This is a genomic window from Marinimicrobium agarilyticum DSM 16975 (genome assembly GCF_000423345.1).
Lineage (GTDB): Bacteria > Pseudomonadota > Gammaproteobacteria > Pseudomonadales > Cellvibrionaceae > Marinimicrobium > Marinimicrobium agarilyticum.
Map to the genome: position 1 here is coordinate 442,350 of NZ_AUHU01000004.1, position 13,839 is coordinate 456,188.

General features: G+C 59.1%; 9 protein-coding genes. 6 read left to right on the forward strand and 3 right to left on the reverse strand.

The window, feature by feature from the left end:
- Positions 1-242: 242 nt before the first annotated feature.
- The 3 genes from dnaE (at position 243) to G547_RS0105080 (ending at position 8,673) form a co-directional block, all read left to right on the forward strand.
- Positions 243-3,743 (forward strand): DNA polymerase III subunit alpha, encoded by a 3,501-nt coding sequence (gene dnaE, locus G547_RS0105070; protein ID WP_027328909.1) that lies wholly within the window; start codon positions 243-245, stop codon positions 3,741-3,743.
- A 535-nt stretch (positions 3,744-4,278) separates the two neighbouring features.
- Positions 4,279-5,229, forward strand: a complete 951-nt coding sequence (locus G547_RS0105075) for an acetyl-CoA carboxylase carboxyltransferase subunit alpha (protein WP_027328910.1) — start codon at positions 4,279-4,281, stop codon at positions 5,227-5,229.
- 618 nt (positions 5,230-5,847) lie between these two features.
- On the forward strand, positions 5,848-8,673 hold the full coding sequence (locus G547_RS0105080; RefSeq protein ID WP_027328911.1) for a cellulose binding domain-containing protein: 2,826 nt from the start codon (positions 5,848-5,850) through the stop codon (positions 8,671-8,673).
- Between the two features lie 89 nt (positions 8,674-8,762).
- Here G547_RS0105080 and G547_RS0105085 read toward each other — a convergent pair whose 3' ends face one another.
- From G547_RS0105085 to yciH, 3 genes are all read right to left on the reverse strand, one after another.
- Positions 8,763-10,214, reverse strand: a complete 1,452-nt coding sequence (locus G547_RS0105085) for a catalase (protein WP_027328912.1) — start codon at positions 10,212-10,214, stop codon at positions 8,763-8,765.
- A gap of 252 nt (positions 10,215-10,466) precedes the next feature.
- Entirely contained in the window at positions 10,467-11,003 is a 537-nt protein-coding gene (locus G547_RS0105090; RefSeq protein WP_027328913.1) for a hypothetical protein, read from the reverse strand.
- A gap of 545 nt (positions 11,004-11,548) precedes the next feature.
- Entirely contained in the window at positions 11,549-11,875 is a 327-nt protein-coding gene (gene yciH / locus G547_RS0105095; RefSeq protein WP_027328914.1) for a stress response translation initiation inhibitor YciH, read from the reverse strand.
- Positions 11,876-11,977: 102 nt separating this feature from the next.
- Between yciH and G547_RS20215 the strand changes: the two genes are divergently transcribed.
- The 3 genes from G547_RS20215 to G547_RS0105110 are packed head-to-tail and all read left to right on the forward strand — an operon-like array spanning position 11,978 to position 13,747.
- Positions 11,978-12,349 (forward strand): c-type cytochrome, encoded by a 372-nt coding sequence (locus G547_RS20215; RefSeq protein ID WP_169449427.1) that lies wholly within the window; start codon positions 11,978-11,980, stop codon positions 12,347-12,349.
- Positions 12,342-13,526, forward strand: a complete 1,185-nt coding sequence (locus tag G547_RS0105105; RefSeq protein ID WP_036187085.1) for an EstA family serine hydrolase — start codon at positions 12,342-12,344, stop codon at positions 13,524-13,526. Before G547_RS20215 ends, G547_RS0105105 begins: the two co-directional genes overlap by 8 nt.
- The gene (locus tag G547_RS0105110) at positions 13,523-13,747 is read left to right on the forward strand and encodes a SlyX family protein (RefSeq protein WP_027328916.1); all 225 of its coding nucleotides are present in this window, start codon (positions 13,523-13,525) and stop codon (positions 13,745-13,747) included. Before G547_RS0105105 ends, G547_RS0105110 begins: the two co-directional genes overlap by 4 nt.
- Positions 13,748-13,839: the final 92 nt, after the last annotated feature.

The following is a 13,839-nucleotide window of genomic DNA, read 5'->3' on the forward strand; positions in this document are numbered from 1 at the left end:
GACCTACCCTACGAGCGCTCCACTGCCGTTGTGTGGTGTGCGCCCGAAGGAACTATTGGCACTGAGGCGGGAGTCGGGTATACCGTTCGGAGACTCTCTGAGGCATGGATGCCGATGAGAAGCCTACAGGGATGTATTTACGGCGGGTCTCCGAACGGTATACCCGACTCCCGCCGGACTCTAATCTTGAGCAGCATTAGTCGACGCAGAAAAGCTCGACAACAAACGACCCGGCACACATTATGAGCAACCAATTCGTACATTTAAGACTCCACACCGAATACTCCCTGTCGGACAGTTTGGTTCGCATCAAACCCCTGGTCAAAAAAGTGGCCGAACTCGGCATGCCCGCCGTCGCCGTCACCGACCAGACCAACTTCTACGGCCTCATCAAATTCTACAAAGCCGCCCAGGGAGCAGGCCTCAAGCCCATCGCCGGAAGCGACTTCATGGTCGCCAACGCCGACCCCGAAGGCAAGCCCACGCTCATCACCCTCCTGGCGATGAACAACAAAGGCTACAAAAACATCATCGAACTGATCTCCCGCGCCTGGCAAAAAGGCCAGCACCACGGGCTGCCCTACGTGCAGCGTCAGTGGATCAGTGAACTCACCGAAGGCGTGATCGCCCTGTCCGGCGGTAAATTCGGCGATGTCGGCGTCGCCCTGATCGGCGGGCGAAAAGGCCAGGCGCGCGAGGCGCTCAACGGCTGGATGACCGACTTCCCCAACCGGTTCTACCTGGAGCTGCAACGGACCGGACGGGAGAACGATGAAGACTACCTTCACGCCGCTGTTGATCTTGCGGGCGAAGCTGGATGTCCCGTGGTGGCCACCAATGACGTCCGCTTCCTGAACCGGGACGAATTCGAAGCGCACGAAGCCCGCGTCTGTATCAGTGAAAGCCGCACGCTGGATGATCCGCGGCGCGAACGCCGCTACAGCGACCAACAGTACCTGCGCTCACCCGAGGAAATGGCAGAGCTGTTCAGCGATATTCCCGAAGCCTTGCAGAACTCCGTGGAAATCGCCAAACGTTGTAGCCTGGATATCGAGCTGGGCAAATACTACTTGCCGGAATATCCCATTCCTGAAGGCATGACCGAAAACGAGTTCTTCGAGAAAATTTCCTACGACGGTCTGTACGAGCGATTGGATAAAATTCTCGACCCCCAGGCGACCGACTACGACGAGCGCAAAAAAGAATACGAACAGCGGCTGCAGTTCGAGCTGGATATTATTATCCAGATGGGGTTTCCCGGTTACTTCCTGATCGTGATGGACTTTATCCAGTGGGCCAAGGATCAGGACATTCCCGTCGGGCCGGGGCGGGGCTCCGGTGCCGGTTCACTGGTGGCCTACTCACTGAAAATTACCGACCTGGACCCGCTGCAGTACGACCTGCTGTTCGAACGTTTTCTGAACCCGGAACGGGTTTCGATGCCCGACTTCGACGTCGACTTCTGCATGGACAACCGCGACCAGGTTATCAATTACGTGGCCGACAACTATGGTCGCGATGCGGTCAGCCAGATTATCACCTTCGGTACCATGGCCGCCAAGGCCGTGGTGCGCGATGTGGCGCGGGTGCAGGGTAAATCTTACGGCCTTGCCGACAAACTCTCGAAAATGATTCCCGCCACGCCGGGCATGACGCTTGAAGCCGCCCTGGAGCAGGAAGACGTTCTGCGGGAGTTTCTCCAGAACGACGAAGAAGCCCAGGAAATCTGGGAAATGGCCAAGCAACTGGAAGGCCTGGCGCGGAACGTCGGCAAGCACGCCGGTGGCGTGGTAATTGCCCCCACCAAATTGACAGACTTCGCGCCGCTGTACTGCGATGACGCCGGTGGCGGTCTGGTAACTCAGTACGACAAGAACGACGTCGAAGATGCGGGGCTGGTGAAGTTTGACTTCCTGGGCCTGCGCACGCTGACCATCATCGATTGGGCCAAAACGATGATCGATCGGCAGCGGGCAAAAACCGGGGAGGAGCCGCTGGATATTACGGCCATTCCCCTGGATGACAAACCCACTTTCGATATGCTCAAACGGGCGGAAACCACGGCGGTTTTCCAGCTCGAATCCCGCGGCATGAAAGACCTGATCAAAAAGATCATCCCCGAAAGTCTGGAAGAATTGATCGCCCTGGTAGCACTGTTTCGTCCCGGTCCGCTGGACTCCGGGATGGTGGACGACTTTATCAACCGTAAGCACGGCCGTGCCCAGGTGGCCTATCCCGACGCCCAATACCAGCACGAACGTTTGGAGCCCATTCTCAAGCCCACCTACGGCGTGATCGTGTATCAGGAACAGGTCATGCAGATCGCCCAGGAGCTGGCCGGCTACAGCCTCGGCGGCGCCGACATGTTGCGCCGGGCCATGGGTAAGAAAAAACCCGAGGAAATGGCCAAACAGCGCAAAATCTTTGAAGAAGGCGCGAAAGGGCAGGGCGTTGACCCCGACCTGGCCATGAAGATTTTTGACCTGGTGGAAAAGTTTGCCGGTTACGGTTTCAACAAATCCCACTCCGCCGCCTACGCTCTGGTGTCCTATCAGACCGCCTGGCTGAAGGCCCATTACCCGGCGCACTTCATGGCGGCCACCATGTCCTCGGACATGGACAAGACCGATAAAGTGGTGACCTTCATCGAAGAATGTCGCCAGATGAAACTGCAACTGCTGCCGCCGGATGTGAACACCGGTGAATTCCAGTTCAGTGTCGATGATGACAATAACATCATCTACGGCCTGGGTGCGATCAAAGGGCTGGGTGAAGGCCCGGTGGAGAGCATCATCGCCGCGCGTAAAGACGGTCCCTTCAGAGACCTGTTCGACTTCTGCGCCCGGGTCGATCCGCGCAAGGTCAACAAACGGGCGCTGGAAGCACTGATCCGCTCCGGCGCGGCCGACAGCCTGGGTCCGGGCATCGACCTGGACTACGATCGCGCGGTCATGTTCGCGGCCATCAATGAAGCGGTCAAAACTGCGGAGCAACAGGCGGCCAACCAGAGCGCGGGCATGGTGGATTTGTTCGGCGAGGTGATTCCCGGCGGCGACCCGGAAGCGGATGCCTACGGGGAGTTTCACAAGGTGCGCAGTTGGAGCATGAAGGAACGCCTGCACGGGGAAAAAGAAACCCTTGGCCTGTACCTGACCGGCCACCCGATTGATGAGTACGAGAGTGAGCTGAACCATCTGGTCAGTTCCCGCATCTCCGACCTGAAACCCCAGAAGGAAAACCAGACGGTGGCGGGTCTGGTGGTCGCGATGCGGGTAATGAAAACCAAGCGGGGCGATTCCATGGCGTTTGTGACGCTGGATGATCGCACCGGGCGCATTGAAGTGGCGGTGTTCAGTGATGCCTTTGCCGAGGCGCGGGATCTGTTGTTGAAGGACAGTCTGTTGGTGATTACTGGGCAGGTGAGTCACGATGATTACAGTGGCGCCCTGAAGATGCGGGCGGATCAGTTGCGGCTGTTGTCGGATGTGCGCCAGGAGCGCGCCCGTGAGTTGTGCCTGGCGGTAGAATCGGGGATGTTGTCGCAGAATTTTTCGCGTCAGTTGAGTGAGTTGCTGGACCCTTACCGGGAGGGCCGCTGTCCGATTGTGATTGATTACACCCGCCAGGGCGCCCGCGGCCAGTTACGTCTAGGGCAAGCTTGGCATGTCCGCCCGGAGGATGATCTCTTGCAAAGGCTACGGGATACTTACGGTTCTGACAGTGTCCATCTGGTTTATTCCTGATGCTCTCCATTACCGCTGCTTACAAAATGCAAGGTTGGTGGCTGAGTCGAGTCCGGCCCGCCATGGGGCATACCGGTTGTAGACCCGCCGTGAACCCATCCATGGGGGCTTCTCATCGGCATCCATGCCTCAGAGAGTCTACAACCGGTCTACCCCACCTCGGGCCTCAGTGCGAGTGCCAACGTTTTGGGACATTACAACCCGACTTGGATTACGTGTGTAGGGTAGGTAAGCGAAGCGCCACCTACCATTTTCATCACAACCGATTCGCAACCCCCTTGCTGGTCGCGGACGTTAATTTGGTAGGTGGCGACGACCTACCTTACGCCCTATCTCAAAACAAGATTCGACCTGCTCCCAGTGGTGTGCCTGCCCGCAGCGCTCCAATGCGAAGTACTAGGAGTAGGGGGTTCGGTCACGATTCACGATGAGGTGAGGGCCATAGAGGTCGACTAATTTGGCCGTTTCGCGTATCTTAGGCGCCCTTCGACGAGTGTTTACCGTTTAAAAACGACACTGAGCCTGAAAGCCGATTATGAACCTGAACTATCTAGAATTCGAACAGCCCATCGCCGAACTCGAAGGTAAAATCGAGGAACTCCAACTGGTGGGCAGCGATAACGACCTCAACATCACCGAGGAAATCGCCAAGCTGCGGGAAAAGAGCACCAAGCTCACCGAAAGCATCTATGCCCAACTGACCGCCTGGCAAGTCGTCCAGGTGGCGCGGCACCCGCATCGGCCCTACACCTCGGACTACATCAAACGCCTGTTCACCGACTGGGATGAACTGCACGGCGATCGCCATTTCGGCGACGATCACGCCATTATCGGCGGTATTGCCCGCCTTGATGACAAGCCCGTCATGGTCATCGGCGAAGAAAAAGGTCGCAGTGTCAACGACAAGGTGTACCGCAACTTCGGTATGCCCCGGCCGGAAGGCTACCGCAAGGCCATGCGCCTGATGGAAATGGCCGAACGCTTCAAGCTGCCCGTGCTGACGCTGATCGACACCCCGGGGGCCTATCCCGGTATCGACTCGGAAGAGCGCGGTATTAGTGAATCCATCGCCCAGAACCTGGCGGTCATGTCCCGCCTGCGTACGCCCATCATCTGCACCGTGATCGGTGAAGGTTCCTCCGGCGGCGCGCTGGCCATCGGCGTGGGCGACCAGCTGAACATGCTGCAGTATTCCACCTATTTTGTGATTTCCCCGGAAGGCTGCGCCAACATCATCTGGAAAACCGTGGCCAAGGCGCCCCAGGCGGCCGAGGCCATGGGTGTGACCTCCACCGTGCTGGAAGAGCTGGGTATTGTCGATGAGACCATCCCGGAGCCCCTCGGTGGTGCCCACCGCGATATCGATGCGATGGCTGGCAAGCTCAAGGAACGTCTGAGTTCACAGCTGGATCGCTTGAGTGATGAGCCGATCGACTCTCTCCTGGAGCGCCGCTACGAGCGCCTGATGAGTTACGGGAATCCCTGACTCTTCCCGGTTTTTCACTTGGTTTTGGCAGGGCATAACGGTCCGGTCCGGGCAGGTAGAGGCCTTTCAAGACACGCCGTGAACCCATCCCTGGGGGCTCGAATCGCGGGTCCCCCGCTCCACGGTCTTGAAAGGCCTCTACCTGCCCGAACCTCAGTGCCACAACTCCCTCAAGAGGCATGGGTTGGATTGAAGGGCCTTACTTTATTTTCCCAGTTAATCGAGTCGCGGCTATCAAAGTAATTTTTGGCACTGAGGCTCGGGGTAGGGTATGCCGGTTGTAGACTCTCTGAGGCATGGATGCCGATGAGAAGCCCCCAGGGACGGGTTCACGGCGGGTCTACAACCGGCATACCCTACCTCGAGCCGGGCTTGATGCTCACTCCAAACCCTTCGTTATTTCAACTCGCTATATCCCCACCCCTTGCTCACAACAATTTTTACTAGTAATAAAACTTTTACAAGTAATGCGCCCCAAATCACGTTAATCCTCGCTATCCTCCGTTACCCTTTCTCCGACGTTGGCAGTACTAACGTTAAATTTAACGACAAATGGCGTTATTTTCCTCTTAAGCTGTAAAACAACAATGGCTAAACGCGGTATTTAAGGAGCGACGTATGACACATAAAAACTACGCTCGTCAGTGTATCGCCTCACTGGCGGCGGCCGGCCTCTGGCTGGCGGCATCGGCAGGCGTTCAGGCAGTACCCTCAGAACCTTACGACTGGCAAAACGTCCGTATCGACGGCGGCGGCTTTGTCCCCGGCATCGTGTTCAACCGCACCGAGCCGGGCTTGATCTATGCCCGCACCGACATCGGTGGCGTCTATCGCTGGCAGCCCGACTCCCAAACCTGGAAACCCCTGCTCGACTGGGTCGGGTGGGACAACTGGGGCTGGAACGGCGTGCTGAGTGTCGCCACCGACCCGGTCAATCCTGACCGCGTCTATGCCGCGGTGGGCATGTACACCAACGGCTGGGACCCCAACAACGGCGCGATTCTGCGCTCCTCCGACCGGGGGGAGACCTGGGAAGCCACCGAGCTGCCGTTTCACATCGGTGGCAACATGCCCGGGCGGGGCATGGGCGAGCGCCTGGCCATCGACCCCAATGACAACAGCACTCTCTATTTCGGCGCTGAGGGCGGTAACGGCCTCTGGCGCAGTACCGATTACGGTGAGACCTGGAGTGAAGTCACCGCCTTCCCCAATCCGGGTGATTACGCCCAGGACCCCGATGACCCGAACAACTACCTGAACCAGATACAAGGCGTGGTCTGGGTCGACTTTGACCGCGCCAGCGGCACGCCGGGGCAGGGTAGCGACCGCATCTTCGTCGGCGTCGCGGATCTGGAGCAGTCCCTGTACCAGAGCCTGGACGGCGGCCAGACCTGGGAGCCGATTCCCGGCGCTCCCACCGGCTATATCCCCCACAAAGCGGTGGTGGACCACGACAACGGCCGTCTTTATGTCGCTACCAGCGATACCGGCGGCCCCTACGACGGCGCACTGGGGGAAGTCTGGCGCTATGACATTGCCAGTGGGACCTGGACCGACATCAGCCCTGTGTCCTCCACTAGTGATGACGCCTACTTCGGATATAGCGGTCTGACCCTCGACCGTCAGAACCCCGAGACGCTGATCGTGGCCTCGCAGATTTCCTGGTGGCCGGACGCGATTTTCTATCGCTCAACCGACGCCGGGGAAACCTGGAACCCCATCTGGGAATGGGGCGCCTATCCCCAGCGTAATATGAAATACGAGATGGACATCAGTGAGGTGCCCTGGTTGGATTTCGGGATAGACAACCCGGTTGCACCCGAGACCGCGCCCAAGCTGGGTTGGATGAACGAGTCCGTGGAGATTGATCCCCACAATTCGGATCGTTTGATGTACGGCACCGGTGCCACGATTTACGGCACGGACAATCTCACCGCCTGGGACAATGGCGGCACCATCGTGATTCGCCCCATGGTGGAAGGGCTGGAAGAGACCGCCATTCTCGACTTGGCCAGTCCGCCCGAGGGGGCCCACCTGTTCTCCACCATGCTTGATGTGGGCGGTTTCAAACACACCGACCTGGATCAGGTGCCCGAGAGTATGTTCACCACGCCCACCGTCAGTGGCAACACCAGTATCGACTTTGCCGAACTGAGCCCCAGCACCATGGTGCGCGTCGGTGAAGGTGATGGCGAAGCGGCCATTGGTATCACAACCTCGGCCGGTGACAGTTGGTGGGCGGGGCAACTGCCCAGCGGTGCCACGGGCGGCGGCACAGTGGCCATTGCCGCAGACGGCGGCTCGATTGTCTGGAGTACCGAAGGGGCCGGCGTGCAGTACTCCACCACCTTTGGCAGCTCCTGGACAGCCGCGACTGGCGTTCCGGACGGTGCGTTGGTGAAGTCCGACCGGGTTAACCCCAGTGTGTTTTACGCGTTGTCCGAAGGCCGGCTCTATGTCAGCACCAATCAGGGCGCGACCTTCTCCCAGACCTCGGCGGCCAACCTGCCTACCACCGGCACTCAGAAGTTCGAGGCGGTTCCGGGTTATGAAGGCCACCTCTGGTTTGCCGGTGGCAGTACCGATGGTGCTTACGGCCTCTGGCGTTCAACGGATGGCGGTGAAACCTTCACCCGGCTCAGCAACGTCGAAGAAGCCAACAATGTCGGTTTCGGTAAGGCGGCACCGGGTGCCGATTATCCGGCGCTGTACATCATTGCGCAGGTGGACGGTGTGCGCGGCGTCTTCCGCTCCACTGATGAAGGTAACGCCTGGGTCCGTATCAATGATGATCAGCATCAGTACGGCAATTTTGGGGATGCCATTACCGGGGATCCACGCATTTACGGTCGCTTTTATCTGGGAACCAACGGTCGAGGCATTATCTACGGCGACCCGGCCGGTGGCGTCAGTTCCTCCAGCGCGGCGTCGTCTATCAGCTCCAGTCAGGGCTCCAGCGTGAGTTGGGCGGAGAGTTCCAGCGTCAGCTCAAGTGCGAGCTCCAGCATGAGCTCTGCGGTCTCCTCCTCCGTTTCCAGCGCGGTGTCATCCAGCCTGTCCTCATCGGTGAGTTCGTCCGTGAGCAGTTCTGTCTCCAGCGCGGCATCCAGTGTGAGCTCCAGTAGCGCGTCAAGTGTTCCTGCGGGGGAGCTTGCCTGCGCCGTGAATGTGGTAAATAACTGGGGCAGTGGTTATCAGCTGGAAGTGAGTGTGAGCAACAACGGCAGTTCAGCCACGTCCGGCTGGAGTGTTGTTCTGAGCTACGCGAATACGCCCCAGCTGTCCGGTCACTGGAGTGCGGAGCTGACCACCAGCGGTAACGAGGTCACCGCAACGAATCTGAGCTGGAATGGCCAGATTCAGCCGGGGCAAAGTGCGGCCTTTGGTGTTCTGGGTAATTACGAGGGCAGCTTTAGCGCCCCGACCTGCAGTGCGGCGAATTAAGTAAGCTTCGCCGTTGAACGTAAAAAGCCGCTCCCGGTTATCGGGAGCGGCTTTTTTGTGGGTGACGCTCTGATTCAGAACTTATGGAATCAGCCCTGGTTTTTCAGTGCCTCACGGACGCCTGCCGCATAGTCTGGATGCACTTTCTCAAAATGACCCAGCTGGCGCTCGACGATGAAGTCCGGCACGCCGGCCATGGCACCGGCGATGTTGTTGAACAAACGTTGCTTTTGAGCATCGTCGAACAACTCGAACAGCGCACGCGGCTGGCCATAATCGTCGTTACCTTCGCGGTGATTGTAGCGGTCGGCATCGCCATCAATCTTCAGGGGCGGCTCCACCACATCGGGTTTTTCCACCGGGCCACTGAATGAGTTGGGCTCGTAGTAGGCATCCGGGTTCGGATTATTGGGCGTAAACCGCATCTGTCCATCTTTGTGGTAGTGATGAACCGGGCACTTGGGCGCGTTCACCGGCAGCGCTTCGTAATGGGTACCGAGGCGGTGGCGGTGGGCATCGGCGTAGGCGAACACGCGCGCCTGTAGCATCTTGTCCGGCGAGAAACCGATACCCGGAACGATGTTGGACGGAGAGAAGGCCGCTTGTTCAATTTCCGAGAAGTAGTTGTCCGCGTTGCGGTTCAATTCCATAACGCCGACTTCAATCAGCGGGTAGTCAGCGTGAGGCCAGACTTTGGTCAGGTCGAACGGATTGTAAGACGTTTTTTCCGCGTCTTTTTCCGGCATGATCTGCACGCAGAAGCGCCACTTGGGATAGTCCCCATTTTCCAGGGCGTTGAACAGGTCTTCCTGGGTAGACTCACGGGTTTTACCGACGACTTTCTCGGCTTCATCGTCAGTCCAGTGCTTGTGCCCCTGCATGGTTTTGAAGTGAAACTTCACCCAGAACCGCTCGTTGTCATCATTGATGAAACTGAAGGTGTGACTGCCGTAGCCGTTGATGTGACGCACATCGGTGGGCAGACCGCGATCGGACATCAGGATGGTGACCTGGTGCAATGACTCGGGAGACAGTGACCAGAAGTCCCACATGGCCGTCGGCGAGCGCAGGTTGGTTCTCGGGTGCCGCTTCTGGGTGTGGATGAAATCGGGGAACTTGTAAGGGTCCCGCACAAAAAACACGGGGGTATTGTTGCCCACCATGTCCCAGTTGCCTTCTTCGGTGTAGAACTTCAGCGCAAAGCCGCGCACGTCGCGCTCAGCGTCGGCCGCGCCCTGCTCGCCGGCCACAGTGGAAAAGCGCGCGAGCATGTCAGTCTTCTTGCCCACTTCGGAAAAAAGCTTGGCCTTGGTGTATTTGCTGATGTCATTGGTGATGGTCAGTGTACCGTAGGCGCCCCAACCCTTGGCGTGAACGGCCCGTTCGGGAATGCGCTCGCGGTTCTGGTGGGCCAGCTTTTCAATGAGCTGGTAATCCTGAAGCAGCAGCGGCCCGCGTGGGCCGGCGGTCAAGCTATTCTGGTTGTCCCCGATTGGGGCGCCGGCGGTGGTGGTTAACGTCGGCTTCTTTTGGTCGCTCATTATGATTGACTCCCTTGCGTTCAATGGTTGCTTGGGCACGGGTATACGTGCTTGTTACTGATGAAGATGTTAAGCATCAGCTTAGGGTGCTTGAGAGGAAGTCACCAATTAAGAGTTTTTATGGGGTCTATAAAGGGAGGAGATTCTGATAGCAAGACGCTATCGAAATGGCGATCTTAGAGCGGGCCTGCGGCGCAGGGATAAGAGAATAGGGTATGGGCGTTGGTTGGGCCGCCCCAAGCCCAGGCGGGCTCAGGCGCTGGCGAGAAGACGGTCGTATTTGCGGCTTAGCAGGTCGTAGAACTTCTCCCGTGCCCGGCTCACTTCCTGCTTTAGCCCTGCCACCTGCTCGAGGCTGATATCGGGCCGGCCGACATAGACCTGCTTGCGGAAGAGGGCGATTTGGCTGCCGTACAGCCGCAGGCTGCGTTCGAGGTTTTTCTCGCCCAGCATGAGCAGCTTGGATTCGGCTTCGGCCAGGCCTTTGAATTCGCTGACGAGGTCGGCGCTGATGCTTTCGAGCTCGTTTTTGCGTTCTTTGGGCCAGCGATCGCCAAACTGGATGGATTCGGCGGCCAGCGACGAATATTTGGCGAAGGTGTGGGTGAGCCGCCCGACTTGGGCGGAGACGTCCTCGAGGTGGCTCAGGCGGCGGTTTTCCTTGGGGGAGCGCGAGCCTACAATGGCGTTGCGGCGCATGACCCACCAGCCCGCCAGGCCGGCGATCATGGCGCCCAGGGCGACTTTGAGGGAGGTGTCGAGCAATTCAATGAAGATTGCGGTATCCACGGTGGCGGTCCTCGAAGACAGAAACTTGACGTTTTGGGTGTTTGTCTTCGGTCTTTGCAAAAATAGCGCCAGGTTTGGTGGTTGCTCGTTTGATGGGTAATGTCGAGTCCGGGCCGGAGTGGGGTGCACTGTTCCCGGACACGCCGTAAACCCATCCATGGGGGCTCGAATCGCGGGTCCCCCGCTCCACGGTCCGGGAACAGTGCACCCCACTCCGGCCCTCAGTGCCAATCACCAGCTTGAAGCGTAGGGTAGGTAAGCGGTAGCGCCACCTACCATCGCAAGATCGTGAACTTGGGTGGTGTAGGGCGGGAACAACCGCTTTCTTTGTGGCAGTTGGACCAGTGTGCCGGATGCGCTTGGCGCTTATCCGGCCTACGGACGTTGAAATGTGGCACTGAGGCCGGCCAGGGGGCATACCACTTGAAGACTCTCTGAGGCATGGATGCCGATGAGAAGCCCCCATGGATGGGTTTACGGCGGGTCTTCAAGTGGTATGCCCCCTGGTCGGCCGGACTCGATATTAACCCTTAACGACGGAACAGTTAACCGCCGGCAATTTTCACCGTGAAGCCCCTTTTCTCAAGCGCCGGTTTCAGGTTCTCCCGCTGATCCCCCTGAATCGTAATCACACCATCCTTGAGTGCGCCGCCGACACCGCAGAGTTTCTTCAAATCCTTCGCCAGCGTCTTCAACTCCGCCCCGGCCAGCGGAACCCCGGTAATCAACGTCACCGCCTTGCCCCCGCGGCCCTTCGTCTCGCGATGCAGACGAACAATACCGTCACCCTCGGGGGGCGCCTCCGGTTTGGATTCCTGTGGCCGGACGCGCCCGGTCTCCGTCGAGTACACCAAACGGCTCTCTTTACTCATCAGCCAACTCCCGCCTGGACAAAAGCCACATGATAACAAGCCTCGATGGTAGAATCGCCCACCTTTAGGTACGTCCATACATTTCAAAAACGGAGAATGCCGTTGAAACACCTGACCGTATTCCGAACCCTCATTCTCGGCCTGACAGCCTCCCTGATCACCGTCGGCTGCAGCGACGGTCGTGAAGCGCCGCCGCAAGAGACGCTAACACCCGAGGAACAACTGATCGCTACCGGTCGACGCCAGGCTCGTAGTTGTTTTGGATGTCACGGACCGGAAGGGCGCTCCAGAGTCGAGTCCTATCCCACGCTGGCCGGACGCTCTCAAGAGTATATTTCGGAGCAGCTACACGCCTTTCGCAGCGGCGAGCGGGAAAATCCCATGATGAGCTCCATTGCCCGCAACCTGGACGATCAAGCCATCGAGGCGCTCAGTGCCTACTTTGCCAGTGTGCCGGAGAAGGCCGATGAGTGAGATCCAGGGCCACTGGAGCAAGCGTTGGCAGCCGCTGGTGGATGCGTTCGCGCAGAATATGGCTGAATCCGGGGAAGAGGCGGCGGCTCTGGCGGTGTTTCGCGCTGGAGCACCGATCGTCAGTATCTGGGCGGGCGAGGCCGAGGCTGGACGGCCCTGGGAAGAGCGCACCCAGGTGAACCTGTTCTCGGCCAGCAAAGGGATCGTGGCGCTGGCGGTGTTGCAAATGGTCGATGAGGGTAAGTTGACGCTGGATTGCCCGGTGGCGGACTACTGGCCGGGTTTTGGCTCAGCCGGGAAGGCATCGATTACCGTGCGGGATTTGCTGTGCCATCGCTCGGGCCTCTCGGCGCTCAAGGAGCGCGTTGGGGAGAAAGACATTTTTGATTGGGAGACCATGGTTCGACGCGTCGAGGCGGCGGAGCCCTGGTGGGAACCCGGTGAAAAGCAAGGCTACTCACCGTTTCTGTTCGGGTGGGCTTTGGGCGAACTTGTGCGGCGCGTTGCCGGTGCAGATCGCTTTTCCGAGTGTGTGAGGGAGCGGATTGCCCGTCCCCTGGGGCTGTCGCTGGGTTTTGGCGCCGGGCCCGGGGATGTGCGGGTGGCTCAGTCCCGACCGCTCAAACGCCCGTTGGGTGGGGCCAGCAATGGGGCCGACAGTCAGTCCCTCGGACGAATCATGAAAGCGGATCCGCGTGGGGTGACCAACAAAGCATTCAGTAATCCCATGACCCTGCTGACCGCGAGCAACAGTGAAGACTGGCGCACGGCGGAGATTCCCGCCGCCAATGGTCACAGCAGTGCGTTGGATCTTGCGACGTTATACGGTGCCCTGGCGAATGGCGGTGCCGCGCTCAATGGGCAGAGCCTGTTGAGCGAAGCAGCACTCTCGCGGTGCAGTGAAGAGCTGACCTTTGAGGAAGACCAGGTGCTCGGCTTGCCGCTGCGCTTCGGCCATGGCTTTATGCTCTCCCAGAAACGGGCGGATTGTCGGTTCGGGCGAGGGCGCGGCGCCTTCGGTCATCCCGGTGCCGGGGGCTGCCTCGGATTCGCTGACCCGGACTACGGTATCGGTTTTGGGTATGTGACTGGCCGAATGGGCCAGAGTCTGTTGATTGATCCCCGGCCTCAACGTTTGATTGATGCCCTTTACGACCTATTGGGAGACGCACCATGAGTGAACAACGGGAGTGGGAAGACATCCAGTCGCGCCTGGCTTTCCAGGAGCAGACGCTGACCGAACTCAACGATGTGATCGCCCGTCAGGCCGAACAGATCGCCCGGCTTGAGCAGCAGATGCACGCCTTGGCGGGAAAGTATCGTGACCTGCGGGAGGCCGTGGAGGAGCGCCCCGACGGTGTGGGCAATACGTTGGACGAGAGGCCGCCACACTACTGAGTGGCCAAGGGTGAGTCACTAGGGGGGAAGTCGCTGAGGGAGCAGGGGCTGGCAACGGGTCCACGAGCGGGCGCCAAACCCGCTTTTTTACC

Bases quoted from the DNA above. Each gene is read 5' to 3' on its own strand.
- dnaE (WP_027328909.1), top strand. From the start codon at position 243: ATGAGCAACCAATTCGTACATTTAAGACTCCACACCGAATACTCCCTG.
- G547_RS0105075 (WP_027328910.1), top strand. From the start codon at position 4,279: ATGAACCTGAACTATCTAGAATTCGAACAGCCCATCGCCGAACTCGAA.
- G547_RS0105080 (WP_027328911.1), top strand. From the start codon at position 5,848: ATGACACATAAAAACTACGCTCGTCAGTGTATCGCCTCACTGGCGGCG.
- G547_RS0105085 (WP_027328912.1), bottom strand. From the start codon at position 10,214: ATGAGCGACCAAAAGAAGCCGACGTTAACCACCACCGCCGGCGCCCCA.
- yciH (WP_027328914.1), bottom strand. From the start codon at position 11,875: ATGAGTAAAGAGAGCCGTTTGGTGTACTCGACGGAGACCGGGCGCGTC.
- G547_RS0105105 (WP_036187085.1), top strand. From the start codon at position 12,342: ATGAGTGAGATCCAGGGCCACTGGAGCAAGCGTTGGCAGCCGCTGGTG.
- G547_RS0105110 (WP_027328916.1), top strand. From the start codon at position 13,523: ATGAGTGAACAACGGGAGTGGGAAGACATCCAGTCGCGCCTGGCTTTC.